General features: G+C 64.5%; 13 protein-coding genes and 1 tRNA gene. 10 read left to right on the top strand and 4 right to left on the bottom strand.

Annotated features, from left to right (window positions below; translation table 11 throughout):
- The first annotated feature begins 35 nt into the window (after window positions 1-35).
- Both RVU70_RS09525 and RVU70_RS09520 read left to right on the top strand, forming a co-directional pair.
- Entirely contained in the window at window positions 36-1,991 is a 1,956-nt protein-coding gene (locus RVU70_RS09525) for a methyl-accepting chemotaxis protein (protein ID WP_363345624.1), read from the top strand.
- 189 nt (window positions 1,992-2,180) lie between these two features.
- Complete coding sequence (locus tag RVU70_RS09520) at window positions 2,181-3,452, top strand: dicarboxylate/amino acid:cation symporter (RefSeq protein ID WP_363345622.1); 1,272 nt, start codon at window positions 2,181-2,183, stop codon at window positions 3,450-3,452.
- A 43-nt stretch (window positions 3,453-3,495) separates the two neighbouring features.
- On the opposite strand, the gene RVU70_RS09515 is transcribed toward RVU70_RS09520, so the two are convergent.
- Both RVU70_RS09515 and RVU70_RS09510 read right to left on the bottom strand, forming a co-directional pair.
- Window positions 3,496-5,739, bottom strand: coding sequence for a SulP family inorganic anion transporter (locus tag RVU70_RS09515; RefSeq protein WP_363345620.1), 2,244 nt, complete (start codon window positions 5,737-5,739; stop codon window positions 3,496-3,498).
- Between the two features lie 172 nt (window positions 5,740-5,911).
- Entirely contained in the window at window positions 5,912-7,744 is a 1,833-nt protein-coding gene (locus RVU70_RS09510) for a M3 family oligoendopeptidase (protein WP_363345618.1), read from the bottom strand.
- A 268-nt stretch (window positions 7,745-8,012) separates the two neighbouring features.
- On the opposite strand from RVU70_RS09510, the gene RVU70_RS09505 reads away from it, so the two are divergent.
- The 3 genes from RVU70_RS09505 to RVU70_RS09495 are packed head-to-tail and all read left to right on the top strand — an operon-like array spanning window position 8,013 to window position 10,312.
- On the top strand, window positions 8,013-9,512 hold the full coding sequence (locus RVU70_RS09505; RefSeq protein ID WP_363345616.1) for a sigma-54 dependent transcriptional regulator: 1,500 nt from the start codon (window positions 8,013-8,015) through the stop codon (window positions 9,510-9,512).
- A 42-nt stretch (window positions 9,513-9,554) separates the two neighbouring features.
- Entirely contained in the window at window positions 9,555-10,031 is a 477-nt protein-coding gene (locus RVU70_RS09500) for a glutathione peroxidase (protein WP_363345614.1), read from the top strand.
- A complete protein-coding gene (locus RVU70_RS09495; protein ID WP_363345612.1) occupies window positions 10,028-10,312 on the top strand; it encodes a hypothetical protein in 285 nt (94 codons plus the stop codon). Before RVU70_RS09500 ends, RVU70_RS09495 begins: the two co-directional genes overlap by 4 nt.
- Here the strand turns inward: RVU70_RS09495 and RVU70_RS09490 are convergent, their stop codons facing one another.
- On the bottom strand, window positions 10,313-12,457 hold the full coding sequence (locus tag RVU70_RS09490) for a carbohydrate porin (protein WP_363345610.1): 2,145 nt from the start codon (window positions 12,455-12,457) through the stop codon (window positions 10,313-10,315). It lies immediately after the preceding gene.
- Between the two features lie 215 nt (window positions 12,458-12,672).
- On the opposite strand from RVU70_RS09490, the gene RVU70_RS09485 reads away from it, so the two are divergent.
- From RVU70_RS09485 to RVU70_RS09475, 3 genes are all read left to right on the top strand, one after another.
- Window positions 12,673-14,118 carry a circularly permuted type 2 ATP-grasp protein gene (locus tag RVU70_RS09485; protein WP_363345608.1) on the top strand — a complete coding sequence of 482 codons (1,446 nt, stop codon included), beginning with the start codon at window positions 12,673-12,675 and terminating at the stop codon, window positions 14,116-14,118.
- A 140-nt stretch (window positions 14,119-14,258) separates the two neighbouring features.
- Window positions 14,259-15,206: an alpha-E domain-containing protein gene (locus RVU70_RS09480; RefSeq protein ID WP_363351286.1), complete on the top strand. Its 948-nt coding sequence runs from the start codon at window positions 14,259-14,261 to the stop codon at window positions 15,204-15,206.
- Between the two features lie 57 nt (window positions 15,207-15,263).
- Window positions 15,264-16,094: a transglutaminase family protein gene (locus RVU70_RS09475; RefSeq protein WP_363345606.1), complete on the top strand. Its 831-nt coding sequence runs from the start codon at window positions 15,264-15,266 to the stop codon at window positions 16,092-16,094.
- Between the two features lie 9 nt (window positions 16,095-16,103).
- Here RVU70_RS09475 and RVU70_RS09470 read toward each other — a convergent pair whose 3' ends face one another.
- A complete protein-coding gene (locus RVU70_RS09470) occupies window positions 16,104-16,463 on the bottom strand; it encodes a transposase (protein ID WP_363345604.1) in 360 nt (119 codons plus the stop codon).
- Between the two features lie 309 nt (window positions 16,464-16,772).
- Here RVU70_RS09470 and RVU70_RS09465 point away from each other — a divergent pair.
- Together RVU70_RS09465 and RVU70_RS09460 are read left to right on the top strand one after the other, a co-directional pair.
- Window positions 16,773-16,847 (top strand) — tRNA-Thr (locus RVU70_RS09465).
- Between the two features lie 281 nt (window positions 16,848-17,128).
- The gene (locus RVU70_RS09460) at window positions 17,129-17,869 is read left to right on the top strand and encodes a hypothetical protein (RefSeq protein ID WP_363345602.1); all 741 of its coding nucleotides are present in this window, start codon (window positions 17,129-17,131) and stop codon (window positions 17,867-17,869) included.
- Window positions 17,870-17,933: the final 64 nt, after the last annotated feature.

Here is a 17,933-nt window from a genome sequence, read left to right as displayed (position 1 = left end):
TTTTTCAACATTTCGCCGTTGCCACGGAAGCCGCCATGCGACTCGTCCTCGATGATATGAAACTCGGCGCCAAGACGTTGATCCCTCTTGCCGTCGTCACAGCCTTGTTTACGATCGTTCTCGGCCTCGGCGTCTACCGCGGCCATCAAACGAACGGCGACTACGGCGCTCTGGTCGAGCAGTCGAACGTCGCTTTGCTCAAGGTCATGCGCGCCAATCGCCTTGCGGTCGGCATTGCCTATGCGGCGCATGTCATGCTCGATTTTCATGCGAATGACCCCGCTTCGCTCGCCGCACAGGACTCCTTCCGCACTTCCCCTGCAGTGGCGCAATCGCTCCTCAAGGAAGCGGCCGGCCTCCTGCCGCACTATTCGAAGGAGCTTCAGGCTTTCGCCGAGAAGATCCGAACGATCGCAGAAGACGCGAAGCGCGCCAATGCGCTTGGCCTCGACGCTTCCGGCGTCGATACGGGCGCGGGCCCGAAGCCCGCGGAGCTCGAGCAAAAGGCCAAGTCGGCGAAGGCCCTGGAACCCATCGACGCCAAGGTGCAAAAACTCTCCGCCGACATGGCGGCCTTCGCCGATCTTCGCTTTGCGGAGATGGCGCAGACGAGCATGGATCTGCGCACGAGCGCCGACAACACCATCCTGCTCACCGTCACCGCCTTTGTCGTCGCGGTTGGCGCAGGCCTCGTCGTTTCGCGGTGGCTGACCAGAACGGCGATCGTCCTGCCGATTCTCGAGCTTTCCGCGCAGATGAAACAGATCGCCGACAATAATCTCGCGGTTTCGGTCGCCGGGCTGGAGCGCGCCGACGAAGTCGGCGACATGGCGCGCGCGCTGCAAGACTTCAAGAAAAAAGGCCTCGAACAGAAGGCGGCGGAAGATCGTGCGGCGGAGGAGCGCAAGCACATCGAAGCGGAATACCGCGGGAAGGAGGAAAGCAGCTTGCGCAAGGAGCGTGACGCCGTCGCGCACTCGATCGGCCACGGCCTCGAGCGCCTGTCGGCGAAGGATCTGACCCATCGCATCAACGACAATCTGCCCGACGCTTATCACCGGCTTCAGAAGGATTTCAACGCCGCGCTGACCCAGCTTGAAGGCGCGATCGGGCATGTCGCCGGCGGCGCCAATCTCATCGGCACCGCGACGATGGAAATCGCCAGCGCCGCCGACGATCTCTCGCGCCGAACGGAACAGCAGGCCGCGAGCCTCGAAGAAACAGTGGCGGCGATCTCTGAAATCGCCACGACGGTCGCGAAGACGGCGAGCGGCGCAAAACACGCGAGCGAAGTCGTCTCCGCGACGAAGTCGGACGCCCAGAAGAGCGGCGTCGTCGTGCAGCAGGCCGTGGAGGCGATCAACCGCATCGAGAAGTCCTCGAACAATATCGCCCAAATCATCGGCGTTATCGACGAGATCGCCTTCCAGACCAATCTGCTCGCACTCAACGCCGGGGTCGAGGCGGCGCGCGCCGGCGAGGCCGGCAAGGGCTTCGCGGTCGTCGCCTCCGAAGTGCGCGCCCTGGCGCAGCGCAGCGCCGAGGCGGCGAAGGAGATCAAGGGTCTGATTTCCGCCTCGACTGACGAGGTCGGCGAAGGCGTGACGCTGGTCGTCGAAGCCGGCAAGGCGCTCGCCCGCATCGTCGAGGCGGTCGCGGAAATCGACGGCATCGTTGCGGGAATCGCCGTCGGCGCGAGCGAACAATCGACCTCGCTGCAGCAGATCAACGCCGCGATTTCCCAGATGGATCAGGACGTCCAGAAAAACGCCGCGATGGTCGAGGAGACGACGGCCGCGACGCATAACCTCAAGCGCGAAACCGAGGCGCTGATCGCCTCCATCTCCAGCTTCCAACTCTCTGACGCGACCACAGCGGCCGGGCCGCGGCAACGACAGGCGCCCCGCCCCCGTCGCCCGCTGAAAGCGTTGGCCGGCGGCGAGGCGACGGCGCGAAAATTGGAGGTCGAAGGCGACTGGATGGAATTTTGAGCCCAAGGGTTGCGTGAGCCGCTGTTTGATCAGCCAAGCTCACGCGCCAGAAGCTTGGCGGGCAGGAAGATCGCCGCCGCCCATTTTCTTCGAGGGCGCCTTCCGCTATTGGTCGGCCTCAGGGCAGACAAAGCGCGACGCCCCGGCGGTCCCTGCCGGGGCGGTCGTCATTCCAAAGGGCGGTCAAAAGTGCAGTCCTCCGAAGAGAAGCACATCGAGGGGGGCCCGCGCTGGCTCGTCTCATGGCGCGCGACGCCGCTTTACGCGCGCATCCTCGCTGGCGTTGTTCTCGGCGTTGTGGCGGGCGTCGCGCTCGGAGACAACGCGGCGGCGCTCGCCATACCGGCGAAACTCGTTCTGCGCATTCTGGGCGCCCTCGCGCCGCCCCTCATCCTCTTCGCCATTGTGCAGGCGCTGATGAGCGCCCCGCTCGGGGGCCGGCAATCCCTTCGGCTGGTCGCACTGCTACTGACGAACACGCTCGTCGCCATCTGCATCGGCCTTGGCGTGGCCAATCTCCTTCGACCCGGCGAGTGGGTGAAGGTCGGGCCGCCGCCGGAACTGTCGAAGGCCGCCGCCGCCACGACGGACCCGCTCGCGCAGTTCCTCGACAGCGTGCCGCGCAGCGTCGCCGGCCCTTTCGCGGATGACGGCAAGGTCCTCGGCGTCATTCTGCTGGCGGTCGCCTTTGGCGTCGCCCTGAGGCGGGTGCGGCGCCATCCGATTCGCACGGTCGAGGATCTGGTCCATGTCGGGCTGACGAGCTTCGTCGTCATTTTGGAGGCGATTGTGGAGGTCGTGCCGATCGCGGTGTTCGGCGTCGTCGCCAGCATTGTCGGCGTGAAAGGCTTCGGCGACTTCGCGGCGCTGGGCGGCTTCGTCATCGCCGTCATCCTCGCGCTGCTGCTGCAGTCTAGCTATTACATGCTGCGCGTGCGATTCGAGTCCTGGGTGCGTCCAGGGGAGCTGCTGCGCGGCGTTCGCGACGCCCTGGTGATGGCCTTTTCGACCGCAAGCTCCACCGCCACGATGCCCGTCACCTATCGCTGCCTGCGCAATAATGTGAAATTGCGGGAGCAATCAGCCAGTCTCGGCGCGCTGGTCGGAGCCAATTTCAACAATGACGGCACCGCCCTTTACGAGGCCATGTCCGCGCTCTTCGTCGCGCAGCTTCTCGGCTTGCAACTGACGCTCGGCCAACAATTCGCCGTCGTCCTGACCTCCATCGTCGCCTCGGTCGGCGCGGCGGGCATTCCGGAGGCGGGCCTCGTCACCATGACTTTGGTCTTCAAATCAGTTGGCCTGCCGACCGAATATATCGCCATGCTGCTGACCGTGGACTGGTTCCTCGATCGCTGTCGAACCGCAATCAATGTCATGGGCGACGTCACCGTGAGCTGTCTGCTGGACGGCCGGACCCGCGAGCGCGAGGAAAATCCCAAGGAACTCGCCGGCGTTTGACGCCTTTGGGCGCTCAGGGCTTGCCGCCGTCGGCGGGGCGGGTTCAGCGCTGAAGCCCGGCGACCTCGCGATTGGCGAAATCGAGCCGCGAGGCGAGCGTTCGCACCACGAATCGATGGAAGGCGTGGGCGAGCGCCGGCTCCTCGCGCTCCATGCGCGCAATCGCCTCTTGCGAGAAACGATAGACGACGGTCGGCTCGTCGACGAGGACCGAGGCGCCGCGCGGCATGTCCCGATAAAGCCCCATCTCGCCGAGCATGGTGTGGCCAACCATGCTGCGCAGGCGCACGTCCTGTCCGTCGGGCGCGGTGAAGAGGATGGTGACGCGGCCCGAGGACAGCAGGAAGAGACTCTCCCCCGACTCGCCCTGCCTGAACACGAAGTCGCCGGGCTGCAGCTCGAGCACGGCGAAATACGACTTTAATTGCTCGAACAGGGCGTCAGAGCCGAGCTCCGCCTTCAGCCATTCCTGCGTCGAGCGCCGGCCTTCTTCGATCGCCGCCGAATTGGCGAGCAGCCGGTCCTCGCACCATTCCAGCGCCGCGTCGAGGTTGGGAAAGACGTGGCAGATGGCGTCGCCTTCCGCGGCGATCAAGCCGCCCTTCGAAAGCGAGCGCGCGACATTTTGCGGCAGATCGGCGAAGACGAGGTCGAAGCCCTCCCGCTCGGCGAAATGACGCAGCTTATGAAGCGTCATGACCGCCGAATAATCGATCCCCAGCACCTGCCGGAAATCGAGGATGAGGCTGCGGCACGCCGCTTCTTCGCGCCGCAGCGCCTCCTTGATATGCATGAGAAGGTTATGCGCGCTGCCGAAGAAGATGAAGCCATGCAGCCACATGATCTGAATGCCCGCGCCCTGACGGCGCAGCGCCTCGGCGTGATAATTGGGTCGGTCGACGCGGCTCGCGAAATTGCTGCGATCCATGCCGTGCTTGACGAGGCGGATGCGGCTCGTATTGACGGCGAACGTGATGCAGGCGGCGACGACGCCGACGCCGACGCCGGCCACGAAATCGAACCAGGCGATGGTGAGGAAGATCGCGACGAGTTGCACATAATCCGCGCGCTGCATGGCGCGCCAACCGCGGATCAGCCATTCATCGAGCATGCTGACGCCGAGCTGCAGCAGAAGCCCCGCCAGGATCGGCACGGGCACGAAGCCGAGTGGGCCCGGGCCGAGCGCGAGAGGGAAAAGGCAGAGCAGCCCGGCGAGCGCGCCGCCGCCACGGGAGCGGGCGCCCGTCTTGAAGCCGAAAAGCGTGCGGCTGACCGAAAGGGTCGTCGCCGCGCCGCCGCTCACGGCCGCAACCATATTGGCGGCCCCGTTGACCTTGAGTTCGTAGTCGAGATCGACCTCGGCTTGGCTCTCGACCTCGAGCGCCATGATGCTGAGCAGCAACGTCGCCACGACCACGGTGATCAGCGCGACATAGTCGCCCGAATAGCGCAGGATTTCCCGCCACTCGACCTGCCCGATCGCGGTGGCGAGCCATGACGCGGGCAGCGACACGGAAGACGACGCCGGCAAGTCCAGCAGCCAGCCTGCCGCGCGCGCCTCGCCCGCGGGGACGCCGGCGAGGAAAAGCCCGAGCGGGAGGACCATTGTCCCGAGAACCAGAAAGGCCGGAAAGGCGAGCGGATTCCGGGAGCGTTGCGCCTTGGCCAGCGCGGCCGCAAAAAGGACGCCGCAGGCGAGTTGCGCGACATGCCGCCCGGCGGCGACGTCGGAAAGAAGTTTGAGCGAAAGCGGCTCGTGCGCCAGGATGCGAATCGCGCCGCTCGTCAGAAACCAGCCGGAAGCGGCCATGAAGCCGCCGATCACCGGATAGGGAAGGAAGCGGATCCATCGCCCGAGTTTCAGCACGCCGAAAAGAAAAGACGTGACGCCGACGATCGCCGAGCCGAGGACGACCGCGGCAAGCGCGGTCGGACCGGCCTGGTCGGCGTGGCCCTGCCGAAAAAGATTATTTGCGATGAGCCCGGCCATGGAGGCCAGCACGGCGATCGCCTTCGAGTCCGGCGCGGCGACGGCGAAGGGCAGCCCGCTCAAGGCCGCAAAGACGATCGCGCCCAGCCCTGCGCCAATGAGGCCGGAGCCGATGCCAATCGGCAGATAATCGGCGAGCGGCCCGGAAAAGATCAGCGCCGAGTAACTCAAGGACGTGGCGATGATCACCACCGGCGCCACCAGGCCGGAGACGAGGTCGTTCGGCGTCATGCGCACAAAGCCCGCGAAGGGGCGCAGGCGGCTCGATGCGGGAGGCGGGCGGACAGGCCGGTTCATTCCCCCTGTCTAGTCGATTCACGCACAGGCGTCGCTGATGGATTCGCGGAGCCCGGCTCAACGCCGGCATGACCCATGGAGAGAGGGGCGGCCGCCGCCAACGCGTCATGGCCGGGCTTGTCCCGGCCATCCACATCCCGCGCGCGCCCGGCGATGGACCAATGCGCCGCCGTCAGGCCTCCTCCATCGCCTCCAGTTCGCTGATCAGCCCGTCGATCATGTCCAAACCGATGTTCCAGAAGGCCGGATCGCGGGCGTCGAGGCCGAAGGGCTGGAGCAACTCATTGTAGGGTTTCGCCCCGCCAGCTTCGAGCAGCGCGAAATAGCGCTCGGCGAAGCCTTCATGCGCCTGGCTGTAGACCCCATAGAGCGAATTCACCAGGCAGTCGCCGAAGGCGTAGGCGTAGACATAGAACGGCGAATGAATGAAGTGGGGGATATACGCCCAGAACGTTTCATACCCCTGCCCGAGCCGGATCGACGGGCCAAGGCTGTCGCCCTGCACGCTCATCCAGATGTCGCAGATCTGGTCGGCGGTGAGCTCGCCGTTGCGGCGCTCGGCGTGGACCTTGCGCTCGAAGGCGTAGAAAGCCATCTGGCGCACGACCGTATTGATCATGTCCTCGACCTTCGAGGCGAGCAACGCCCGGCGCTGGACCTTATCCGGCGCCTGCGCAAGCAGCGCGCGGAAGGTCAGCATCTCCCCGAAAACCGACGCGGTTTCGGCGAGCGTCAGCGGCGTCGGCGCCATCAGCGCGCCCTGCCGCGCGGCGAGCACCTGATGGACGCCATGTCCCAGCTCATGCGCGAGGGTCATCACGTCGCGCGTCTTGCCCTGATAATTGAGCAGCACGTACGGGTGGGCGGAGGGCACGGTCGGATGCGAGAAGGCGCCCGGCGCCTTGCCGGGACGAACCGGCGCGTCGATCCAGCGCTTGTCGAAGAAATCGCCCGCGATCTCCGCCATGCGCGGCGCGAAGCCCTGATAGGCGGACAGCACAATGCCCCGCGCCTCCTCCCAGGAATAGCGCTTGGACGGCGTTTCGGGCAGCGGCGCGCTGCGGTCCCAGTAATCGAGCGCGTCCTTGCCGAACCATTTGGCTTTCAATTTGTAATAGCGGTGCGAGAGGCGCGGATGGGCGTCGGCGACGGCCTTGGCCAGCGCCTCGACCACCTCGCGTTCGACGCGGTTCGAGAGATGCCGCGAATCGGCGACGTCCTGAAATCCGCGCCAGCGGTCGGAGATTTCCTTGTCCTTGGCGAGCGTGTTGGTGATGAGCGAAAAAGTCCGAAGATTGGCCTTGAGCGTGACGCCGATCGCCTGCGCCGCCTCGCGGCGCTTCTCTTCCTTCGAATCCTGCATCAGATTGAGGACCGGCTCGATCGCAAGGTCCTGCCCGCCGACCTTGAAGCGCAGCGAAGCGATCGTCTCGTCGAAGAGACGGTTCCACGCGGCGGCGCCGGAAATATATTTCTCGTGGAACAGCTCCTCGAGCTTGTCGTCGAGTTCGTAGGGCTTTTCCTTGCGGATATCTTCGAGCCAGGGCTTCCAGCGCGAGAGCGGCGCGGTCGACGCCGCCGCCATCAGCGCCGCGTCGTCGAGCCGATTGAGCTCGAGCTGGAAGAAGAGCAGTTGCGCCGAGGCGTTGGTGACCTTCTCCTGCACGTCGCCGTAGAATTTCGCCCGCGCCGGATCGGTGGTGTCGCCGCTGTAGAGCAGCCCGGCGTAGGACATCAGCCGGCCGAGAAGATCCTGCAAGGCCTCATAGCGCGCGACGGCCTCGCCGATTTTTGCGCTGGCGTCCGGCATGCCGGCGAGCCCCGCGAGCTTGCCGCGATAATCGGCGCCAAAGCGCGCAACGTCCTCCGCCATGCGGGCGAGATCCGCCTTCAGCCGGTCGGAAGCAGTCCCTTCGTAAAGGTCGGCGAGATTCCATTCGGGGAGGGTTTCGGCGTGGCCCGCCGCAGCTTCGGCCGGCGAATGGGCAATGAGAAATAAGCGCATGGCGAAGACCATTCGAGTTGCGGACGCCGCTTGCGGCGGTCGCCTTTCATATGGGCAAAGCCCAAGGGCGATCAACCCGACGAGCGGTGCGCCAAGGCGGCCGCCGGTAAAGCTAAAGCTTAAAATTTTACAGGCGCCGAAAAGGCTTGCGTTTCATATTGAGGCAAAATTTCCGCTCCGATTAACGCGGCTTTTACCCTGCCTGGGGAACCATGAGGGCCTCACATCCAACCCGGGCGGCTTCGCCGGACCGGGCCCCGGGAGCGCCATGACCCCCACGATACTGATTGCCGACGACGATCCGGTGCAACGCCGCCTGCTCGAAACCATGGTGAGGCGATTCGGCTACCACGCCGAAACCGTGGACGGCGGCGAAGAGGCGCTGGCGCGGCTGACGCGGCCGGGCGTCGCGCCGATTGCGCTGCTCATTCTCGATCTCGTGATGCCGGACCTCGACGGCATGGGCGTCTTGACCCGCATGCGCGACCGAAAGATCGGGACGCCCGTCATCGTGCAGACCGCGCATGGCTCGATCGAGGCGGTCATCTCCGCCATGCGCGCCGGCGCCCATGATTTCGTGGTGAAGCCGGTCGGCGCCGAACGGCTGCAAATTTCAATCAAAAACGCTCTGTCCGCCGACGCCCTCGCGGGCGAAGTGCGCCGGATCAACCGCCGCGCCCAGGGCCATCTCACCTTCAAGGATCTGGTCTCCCGCAGCCCCGACATGGCGCGCGTCATTCGGCTCGGCGAGCGTGCGGCGCATTCCAGCATTCCGGTTCTGATCGAGGGCGAGTCGGGCGTCGGCAAGGAACTCGTCGCGCGCGCCATACAGGGAGGCTCCGACCGCAAGGGCAAATCCTTCGTCACGGTGAATTGCGGCGCGCTGCCCGCCAATCTCGTCGAATCGATTCTCTTCGGCCACGAGAAAGGCGCCTTCACCGGCGCCACTGAAAAACACACGGGCAAATTTCTCGAGGCCAACGGCGGCACGCTGTTTCTCGACGAAATCGGCGAACTGCCGCTCGACATTCAGGTGAAGCTCCTGCGCGCCCTGCAGGAAGGCGAAATCGACCCCGTGGGCGCGCGCCGCCCGGTGCGGGTCGACATCCGCCTGATCTCGGCGACAAATCAAAATCTCATCGAGCTCGTGAAGCGCGGCCAGTTCCGCGAGGACCTTTTCTACCGGCTCAACGTCTTCCCGATCAGCATTCCGCCGCTGCGCAACCGCCGCGAGGACATCCCCGATCTCGCGCGCCGCTTCGCTGCGCGCTTCGCCGCCGAGGAGGGCCGCAATATCCGCGGCCTGACCGCGGAGGCGCTGTCGCTTCTGACGAGCTACCCCTGGCCCGGCAATGTGCGTCAGCTCGAAAACGCCGTGTTCCGCGCCGTCGTTCTGGCCGACGGGGACGAACTCACCGTCGCCGAATTTCCGCAGATCGCCGCCCATGTCGACGGCTTCGACGTGCGCGTGCCGGCCGCGCCGGCGTTCGCCGCCGTCGCCGAGCCGCCGCGCGAACGCGAGATCGTTCGCGTCGAGACGCGCGACCCGCATGTTCTGCCGCTGCTCTCCAGCAATGGCGAAATGCGCAAGCTCGACGAATTGGAGAAGGAGACAATCCGCTTCGCCCTCACCCATTATCGCGGGCAAATGTCGGAGATCGCGCGCCGCCTCGGCATCGGCCGCTCGACGCTTTATCGCAAGATGAAGGAGTATGGGCTCGACGAGGGGCCGCTCGAGGCCGAGGCGTCGGATACGATGGTGGCGTAGCGGGCCAATTTATGCGAGCCTTTCCGCGCGAGGGAGAGGCGCATGACGCTCTACGACATCGAAGTCCGGACCATCGACGGCGAAAGGCAATCCCTGAAGGATTTCGAAGGGAAGGCCCTGCTCGTCGTGAATGTGGCGAGCAAATGCGGCTTCACGCCGCAATATAAGGGGCTCGAGGCGCTTTATCGGAAATTCGCTGACCGGGGATTCGCCGTTCTGGGTTTTCCCTGCAACCAGTTCGGCGCGCAGGAGCCGGGCCCGGAGAGCGAGATCGCGGCCTTCTGCACGACGGCCTATGACGTGAGCTTTCCCATGTTCGCCAAGATCGAGGTCAACGGCGATGGGACGCATCCGCTCTACAAGCTTCTCAAGCATGAAGCCCCCGGCCTCCTCGGCTCGGAGGCGATCAAATGGAACTTCACCAAATTTCTGGTCGATCGCAGCGGCAAGGTCGTGAAGCGCTATGCGCCCACCGACACGCCGCAATCGATCGAGAAGGACATAGAGGCCGCGCTGTGACGGCGACGATCAGCGTAACAGCGACGCGCGACGGCGATCCGCTCGCCTTCGACGTCACGGTGTCCGAGGGCGGGAGCGAGACCCGCCACGACGTGACGCTGTCTCAGGCGGATTATGTGCGGCTTGCCTGCGGCGCCACGCCGGAGCGGGTGATCGAGGCGGCTTTCCGTTTCCTGCTCGATCGCGAGCCCAAGGAGTCGATCCTGCGGCGTTTCGATCTGAGCGTAATCTCGCGCTATTTTCCTGAATTCGTGGAGAAGCTGCCTTATTACCTCAGCTGATCAGAAGGCGGCGCGCAGCCTCAGGCCGAAGACGTTGACAGGTCCGCGCGCGCTGTTGTGGCCGGGATTTATCAAAAGCTGATAGTCGAAAGTCGCGTCGAGATTCTTGCCGAATCCGAGCTTGTAATAGGTCTCGAGATTCTTTTCGCCGCCGTAGGTCAAAGCGCCGTCGCCGATATAAACGCTCAAGCCCCCGAGTCCGAAATAGCGCACGCGGTCGCCATGCAGGCCGCTGAACGCGACCGCCGCCCCGATCTCGTCGTCGTCGCGGCCCCACAGCGCGCCCGCGCCGACGAGGCCGAAGGCGACGCTGCGGTCGATGTCGGTGTAATCGACAGTCTCATAGCGTCCGTCCGCCATGCTGGCGCGCAGGAAGAAGCCGAGATGCGGCATGAGCTGCTGCTTGACGTTGACGCCGCCGCCCGTCTTCACCCCGCGGCGCCGCACCGACTCGACGCTGGGCGGAAATTCGCCGGTGGCGTAGGCGAAGCGAATGGCCTCGTCGACCCTGTTCAGGTAGCCGTTGTCGCCATAGACCAGGAATTTGATTGCGCCCGGCTGTCCGAGAAGCTCGTATCGCGCCTCGAATTCGGCGACGCCCATGAATTGCCGAAACAGAACCGGCTCGATGTCGAAACCGTTAGGGACCGTCGAGAGCTGAAAGACGCCGCCTCGGGCGGTCCACCAGTTCTGCTTCCATTCGACCGCGAGACCATTCGTGTAGCCCCACGCGTCGGCCGCGTAATCGAAGGCGCCCATGGTGTTGAAGGCGAAATTCAAAAAGCCCGTCGTCGGATCGTGCGCATAGACATTGTCGTCGAAGACGTCGCCGACCGCGAATTTGCCGAGCGTGACGATGATCCGATCCTTATCGACCCGCCCAGAGATCTGATTTTGCGTCGACTCCAGCACCTCGCTCCGCGAGCCTTCGTCAGAAGCCCGCTCGGTCTCCGAGCCGTCGAGGCCGAAGATCTGTCGCAGGAAGTACCGCTGGAAGCGCATATAGGGAGCCGCCCGGCCGACCTTGGCCACGGCGCCATTCACATAGGAGGCGGCGCCGACGGAATTCGCCAGCCCATAGCCCGCGTCGACCTCGGGATTGAGATAGACCGCGCCTCCGGGCCAAAGCCTGAGACCCATGAACAGATTGGACGTTGAACCGACATTCGCCTCGCCACGCGAGGGGAAGCTGTTCGGGCCGTCATAGGCGGCGGGAAACTTCGGATAGGCCTGCCCGACATTGGTCGTCTGTCCGTGGACGCTGTAAAGCTCTTCCTTCACGTCTTCGTCGGAATGGCCTTTGCCGTGATCGGCTCCGTTGTGATTGCCATCGCGCTGGCCATAGACGATCGCGCCGGGGATTCTGTCCTCCTCTCCAAAATGATAATTCAAGCCGAAGCGCAGAATCTGGTTTTCATTATTGACCCGCGATGCGTAAACGAAACCGCCGCCGCCGTCGAAAACCTGCGTATTCAGCGCCTGGCTCAGAAAGAGATATTCAGCCCGCGCGGACCACTCTCCGGAAAGGGCGTATTCGAGACCGGCGCCAATGGCGTATTTCATCCGCGACGACTGCGACCAGCCCGCAGCAAGGTCGGACCCCCCGATCGAAAGCGTCGTCGGCCCGCGCGCGCCGCCCGACGCGACGCCTGCAGTGAGATAGAGGAGCGTTCGCTCGAAGGCGACGCCCGCGCGGCCACGAATGCTCGCAAAGAAATTGGCGCTTGGACCGGCGTTGAGCGAGAAGAACGGCGGATAAGGAGAGGCCGAGGAGGTTGGATAAGTTCCGATGGGGGCGCGGCGGCCCTCGAGCAGGCTGAAATCCGTCTCGAAACCCCAGACCCAGGGACCGCTCCGCCAATTATAGCCCGCCTGCGCCCCGACGGTGACGCCGGGCCGGGCGAAGGACGGCGGATAGAGATCGTAGCCGGGCCCAGCGATCCCGCTTACCGCCTGCAGACGCTCGCCGCCGTGGAGCGGCAGGCCGGCGCCGAGACTGGCTCCAATGTAAAGCCCGGCCCAGTTGAAAGACGGCGATGGATCGGCGGCGCAGGCTGGAGCCGACACGCCGAGCGCGCCGGAGAAAATCGCGACGCACGGCCAGGCGGACAACGGAGAAGCGGCAAACCGTCGCACGATCTTCATACTCGGTGGTCTAACGCAGAAACCAGCGCGCTGAAACCATTTCCTGGCAAATCCGGCTCCTCGGCGAGCTTAAAGAGCGTCACTGTGTAATGCATGTGACAGACGCCCATCCGCCCTGATCCCGCAATTGGCATGCTTCTTGTGTGGAGCCTAGGCAGCGTGTCGCCGCAGCGCCCGGAAAGAGAGGCGCGCGGCAAAGAGAGGAGCGTTGATCCGTGGACCTTCGCGTGGCGCAATTCGATGAAATGGGCGGCTCGAACGGCGCGATCCGCACCCCCTATCTCAAGCTCGCGCAGTGGCTCTCCGGCACGCCCGCGGAGCTTCTGGCCTCGCGCCGCGAACAAGCCGAACTGCTCTTTCGCCGCATCGGCATTACCTTCGCCGTTTACGGCGCGCAGGAGGCGACCGAACGCCTCATCCCCTTCGATATTCTGCCGCGCATCATCGCGCGCAGCGAATGGTCGGCGCTGGAGCGTGGGCTCAAGCAGCGCGTCACCGCTCTCAACATGTTCCTCAAAGACATTTACGGCGCGGGCGAGATCCTCAAGGCCGGCAAGGTCCCGAGCGAACTCGTCTACCGCAATCCCGGTTACTGCCCCGAGATGGCCGGCCGGCGCGCGCCGCATGACGTCTTTGTCCATATCGCCGGCGTCGACATCGTGCGCACCGACGATCACGGCTTCTATGTGCTCGAAGACAACGCCCGCACCCCTTCCGGCGTCTCCTACATGCTGGAGAACCGCGAGGTGATGATGCGGCTCTTCCCCGATCTCTTCGCGATGCATCGCGTGGCGCCGATCGAGGACTACCCCGACGAATTGCTGGCCACCTTGCGCTCCGTCGCGCCGCCGCGCGCCACGAGCGAGCCGACCATCGCATTGATGACGCCGGGCCAGTATAATTCCGCCTATTACGAGCATTCCTTCCTGGCCGACAAACTGGGCGTCGAGCTCGTCGAGGGCCGCGACCTCTTCGTCAAGGATGACGTCGTCTATATGCGCACGACCGAAGGTCCGCGTCGCGTCGACGTGATCTATCGCCGCATCGACGACGACTTCCTCGACCCTCTGACCTTCCGCCCGGATTCGGCGCTCGGGGTCGCGGGGCTCATCGGCGCCTATCACGCAGGCAATGTGACGCTCGCCAATGCAGTCGGGACCGGGGTCGCCGACGACAAGGCGATGTATACGTATATGCCCGACGTCATCCGCTTCTATCTGGGCGAAGAGCCGCTGCTTCAGAACGTCCCCACCTGGCGCTGCCGCGAGCGCGAGGCGCTCTCTTATGTGCTCGACCATCTGGACGAATTGGTCGTGAAGGAGGTAAACGGCTCGGGCGGCTACGGCATGCTGGTCGGTCCGCACGCGTCGCGCGCCCAGATCGAGGAGTTCCGCGACAAGCTGAAAGCGCATCCGGATAATTTCATCGCGCAACCGACGCTCGCGCTCTCCACCTGCCCCATTTCCGTCGCGCAGGGGATCGCGCCGCGACACGTCGATCTGCGGCCCTTCGTGCTCTCCGGCGCGAATGGCGTGCGCGTCGTGCCGGGCGGCCTCACCCGGGTCGCCATGACCGAGAAATCTCTTGTCGTGAATTCGAGCCAGGGCGGCGGCACCAAGGACACATGGGTGATCGACGATGCGATCTTGGGGGCCGCGTGATGCTGGACGGGCTGCACGCATTCGAGGATTTTGACCGGCGCAGCCACGGCGAGGCGAGCGACGCCGCGCGCCGGCTCCCCGCGCCGCTGGCGACGATCAGAAATGACATCAGGCGCGAGCGCGCCCAGACGGAACGCCCCATGCTTTCAAGCACAGCCGATAATCTCTACTGGCTCGCGCGCTACATGGAGCGCGCCGATTTCCTCGCCCGCGCCATCGAAGCCTCTCGCCGCCTCGCCGCTCTGCCGAAGACCTATGGCGGCGCCGACACCGAATGGGAAAGCGTGCTGATCTCTGCGGGCGCGGCGGACGCTTTCGAAGCGGCCGGCAAGCCAGCCAACGAGGCCAATGTCATCGAATTCCTCACTTTCTCCCGCGATAATCCCGGCTCGATCCGCAATTGCATCGAATTCGCGCGCACCAACGCCCGCGCCGTGCGAACCGCGCTGACCGTTGAAATGTGGGAGGCGATCAACGGCGCCTATCTCGAAATGAAGGCGATGGAGGCGCGCCGCGGCGCCTATTCCTCCGATGAACTCGGCCGCTTCCTGGAGTTCGTCAAGCAGACGTCGCTCACCTATGACGGCGGCGCCTATCGCACCATGCTGCGCAACGACGCCTATTGGTTCTCGCGCGTCGGCCTCTTCATCGAACGCGCCGACAACACCGGCCGCCTCCTCGACGTCAAATATCACGTGCTCTTGCCGGAGAAGGAAGTCGTCGGCGGCTCGCTCGATTACTTCCAGTGGTCTGCGATCCTGCGCGCCGTCTCCGCGCATACCGCCTACCACTGGGTCTATCGCACCAGCATGAAGCCCTGGCTCGTCGCTGATCTACTGATCCTTCGCCCGGAGATGCCGCGCTCGCTCATCTCCTGCTACGAGAGCATCGTGCGCAATCTCGACAGTCTCGCACGCGCGCATGGGCGCCAGGGCGCTGCGCAGCGTCAGGCGCGCGGCATGTATGGCAAGCTCGAGACGCTCACAATGGAAAGCGTCTTCCAGGGCGGGTTGCATGAATTCGTGCAGGGCTTCATCGGCGAGAACAACCGTCTCGGCGCGTTGATTACCGAGCAGTATCTCTTTTAAGTTGCGTCGGCGGCCGGCGCCGCCGCAGCCGACATATCCAGCGACAACGGAGTTCCATTGCGTATCCGCATCCGGCACGAGACGACCTACCGCTATCTCGAGCCCGCAAAATCGGCGATCCAACACTTGCGGCTGACGCCTCGCAATTTCGACAGTCAGCACATCAAGGAATGGCGTATCGACGTCGACCGGGATTGCCGGCTCATTTGCGGAGAGGACGCCTTCGGCAATGTCGTGCATCGTTTCACCGCCGAGGGACCGCTCGACTCGATCACCACCATGGTCGAAGGAGACATCACCACTTTCGACACGGCGGGCGTCTCCTCGGGTGGGCTGGAGCGGTTTCCGCCAGCGCTCTATCTGCGCGAGACGCCGCTGACCGCGGCCAGTCCCGAGATCGCGAACTTCGCCCGGGAGACGACCGTGGGCGAAAGCGGCCGATTGTCGCAGCTCCATGCGCTGCTTTCGGCGATCCACGAAAAAATGACCTTCGACGCCGACGCGACCCACGCCGCCACCACCGCGGCGGAAGCCTTCGCCGCGGGGAAGGGCGTCTGCCAGGATTTCGCGCATCTGTTCATCGCCTGCGCGCGCGCGATCGGCGCGCCGGCGCGTTATGTCAGCGGCTATTATCTCCGGACGGACAGCGACGAGCAGGTCGCGGGCCACGCCTGGGCGGAATCCTTCGTGGACGATCTCGGCTGGGTCGGCTTCGACCCCGCTCACAGCGTTTCCCCCAGCGAACGGCATGTGCGTCTGGCGGTTGCGCTCGACTATCTGAGCGCCGAGCCGATCCGCGGCGCCCGCGCCGGCGGCGCGGGCGAGACGATCGAGGTAAAGGTCCGCGTGGCCCCGACCTGGACCCAGAGCCAAAGCCAGTCTCAGTAGGGCCCCGCCTCAGGCGGCCGCCCGATCGGCCTCGGCGTCGACTCGGACGACCGGAGTCGGCGCCGCCTCGGCCCAGCGCAGGCCAGCCTCATCGTAGCGCAACCCTGCGGCGCCCTGCCGCTGCAGCGCCTCGACGACGCGCGGCCAGACGCCCCGTTTTTCCCAGCGATGATATCGCGTATAGGTTGTGTACCATTTCCCGAACTCGACTGGCAGGTCGCGCCAGGGCGACCCTGTGCGCGCGATCCAGAACACGCCTTCCAGAAACAGTCGGTTATCGCGCCCGTGACAGCCAGGATCCCCCTCTTTTCCCGGGAGAATGGGCGCGACCGCGCTCCAAAGTTCGTCCGTTAGAATCCTGTCGATCACCCCAGCCTCCGTCAATGTCAGACCAGCCCCCTGGTCCGGAAAACCATGCGTCCTGCGGGACGCCAGCGTCCTCGCGGACCTCTGCGGCGCCCGCACCGCAAATCACAGCGAAACTTATGCTACCGTAGGTTGTATTCTTGTCAACATAAGCTTTGCCGTAAATTTTTGGTTAACGCAAAGGCGGCCGCGTCGCAAAGCGCCCGATGAAGATCGGGTCCAGCGCGTCCTCAGCCCGCTTGCGACTCGCGCCGGGCTGTGGCACAAGGCCGGTGTCCGCGCGCCCCTGGCCGCAGGCCCCAAAGACCCAGCGCTGCAGTAGCTCAGTGGTAGAGCACTCCCTTGGTAAGGGAGAGGTCGAGAGTTCAATCCTCTCTTGCAGCACCATTCTCTTAGAAGGCCTGGATTAGCGCCCTCGGCTCGCCGGGTGGCGGGGCTCGCGATTTGCTGCGCCATCCACGACGCCGACGCGCAGACGCCCCCTCGCCGCTGGACGACAGGCGCGCGCCGGTGGCGAGCTTCGCGTGCGAGCCTCTTCATGACGGCGACTTCTCCCTCTCGTCCGCCGCCCCGACGCGTCGGGCTCGGGAGCGCAAAGAGCCGCTGCTCATCCCCATTTCTTGAGGTATATCGTCGGTTCCCGGAGAGGTCTTTAAACCATGAGCCCGTTGGTCGTCAGCCTGATCGCCCTGTTCTGCATTTTCGCCTCCGCCGTCGGCGGAATGATTGCAAAGGAATTCTTGCCTGAGCACTTCCTCAGCGAAGAATCGAAAACGATCATCAAGGCGGCGCGAAGCGTCGTCATCGGCCTCGCCGCATTGACCCTTGGCCTCCTCATCGCCACGGCGAAAGGCTCGTTCGACGGCAAAGAGCTGCAACTCAAGGAGGGCACGGCGAAAATGATCGTCCTGAACCGCTTGCTCCTCAAATATGGAAACAAATCCGACGCCGCCCGCAATGCGCTCCGACAGGTTGCGATCGCCGGCATAAGCATCATTGAAGAGACGTCCAAAGGACGTCCGGTCAAAGAAGCGAAAGGCGAGGGCATCGATGACCTCACCGTCAAACTGATGGAGCTGCCTGAGCAGAACGCGGCTCAGACATGGTTGAAGAACGCCGCGCTGTCTCTTGGCAACGAAGTAGCGATCTCGCGCTGGAAAATCTACCAGAGCACCTCCAGCACAATTTCCCCTCTTTTTTTGGCGGTCTTGGTCTTCTGGCTGATGACCATCTTTTTCAGCCTCGGTCTGATCGCCCCGGCGAACGCCGCGGTGCTGTCCGCGCTGTTCATGGCGGCGCTCTCAATGACCGGCGCGATCCTTCTCACACTCGAGTTGGATCAGCCCTACGACGGCATGATTCAAATGTCCGTCGAGCCGCTGAAGATGGCTCTCCAGCAGTTTCGCTGAAACCATTCCGTCGATTGCGACTGAAAAAGCCGGCCCGGACAGCCGGCGGCGTCCCTGACGCTCG

Source organism: Methylocystis echinoides (assembly GCF_040687965.1).
Classification (GTDB): Bacteria; Pseudomonadota; Alphaproteobacteria; order Rhizobiales; family Beijerinckiaceae; genus Methylocystis; species Methylocystis echinoides_A.
This window is presented reverse-complemented; position numbering and strand designations above follow the sequence as displayed.

Coding starts and splice junctions, on each gene's coding strand:
- RVU70_RS09505 (WP_363345616.1), top strand. CDS start 8,013: ATGACCCCCACGATACTGATTGCCGACGACGATCCGGTGCAACGCCGC.
- RVU70_RS09480 (WP_363351286.1), top strand. CDS start 14,259: ATGCTTTCAAGCACAGCCGATAATCTCTACTGGCTCGCGCGCTACATG.
- RVU70_RS09500 (WP_363345614.1), top strand. CDS start 9,555: ATGACGCTCTACGACATCGAAGTCCGGACCATCGACGGCGAAAGGCAA.
- RVU70_RS09510 (WP_363345618.1), bottom strand. CDS start 7,744: ATGCGCTTATTTCTCATTGCCCATTCGCCGGCCGAAGCTGCGGCGGGC.
- RVU70_RS09490 (WP_363345610.1), bottom strand. CDS start 12,457: ATGAAGATCGTGCGACGGTTTGCCGCTTCTCCGTTGTCCGCCTGGCCG.
- RVU70_RS09515 (WP_363345620.1), bottom strand. CDS start 5,739: ATGAACCGGCCTGTCCGCCCGCCTCCCGCATCGAGCCGCCTGCGCCCC.
- RVU70_RS09525 (WP_363345624.1), top strand. CDS start 36: ATGCGACTCGTCCTCGATGATATGAAACTCGGCGCCAAGACGTTGATC.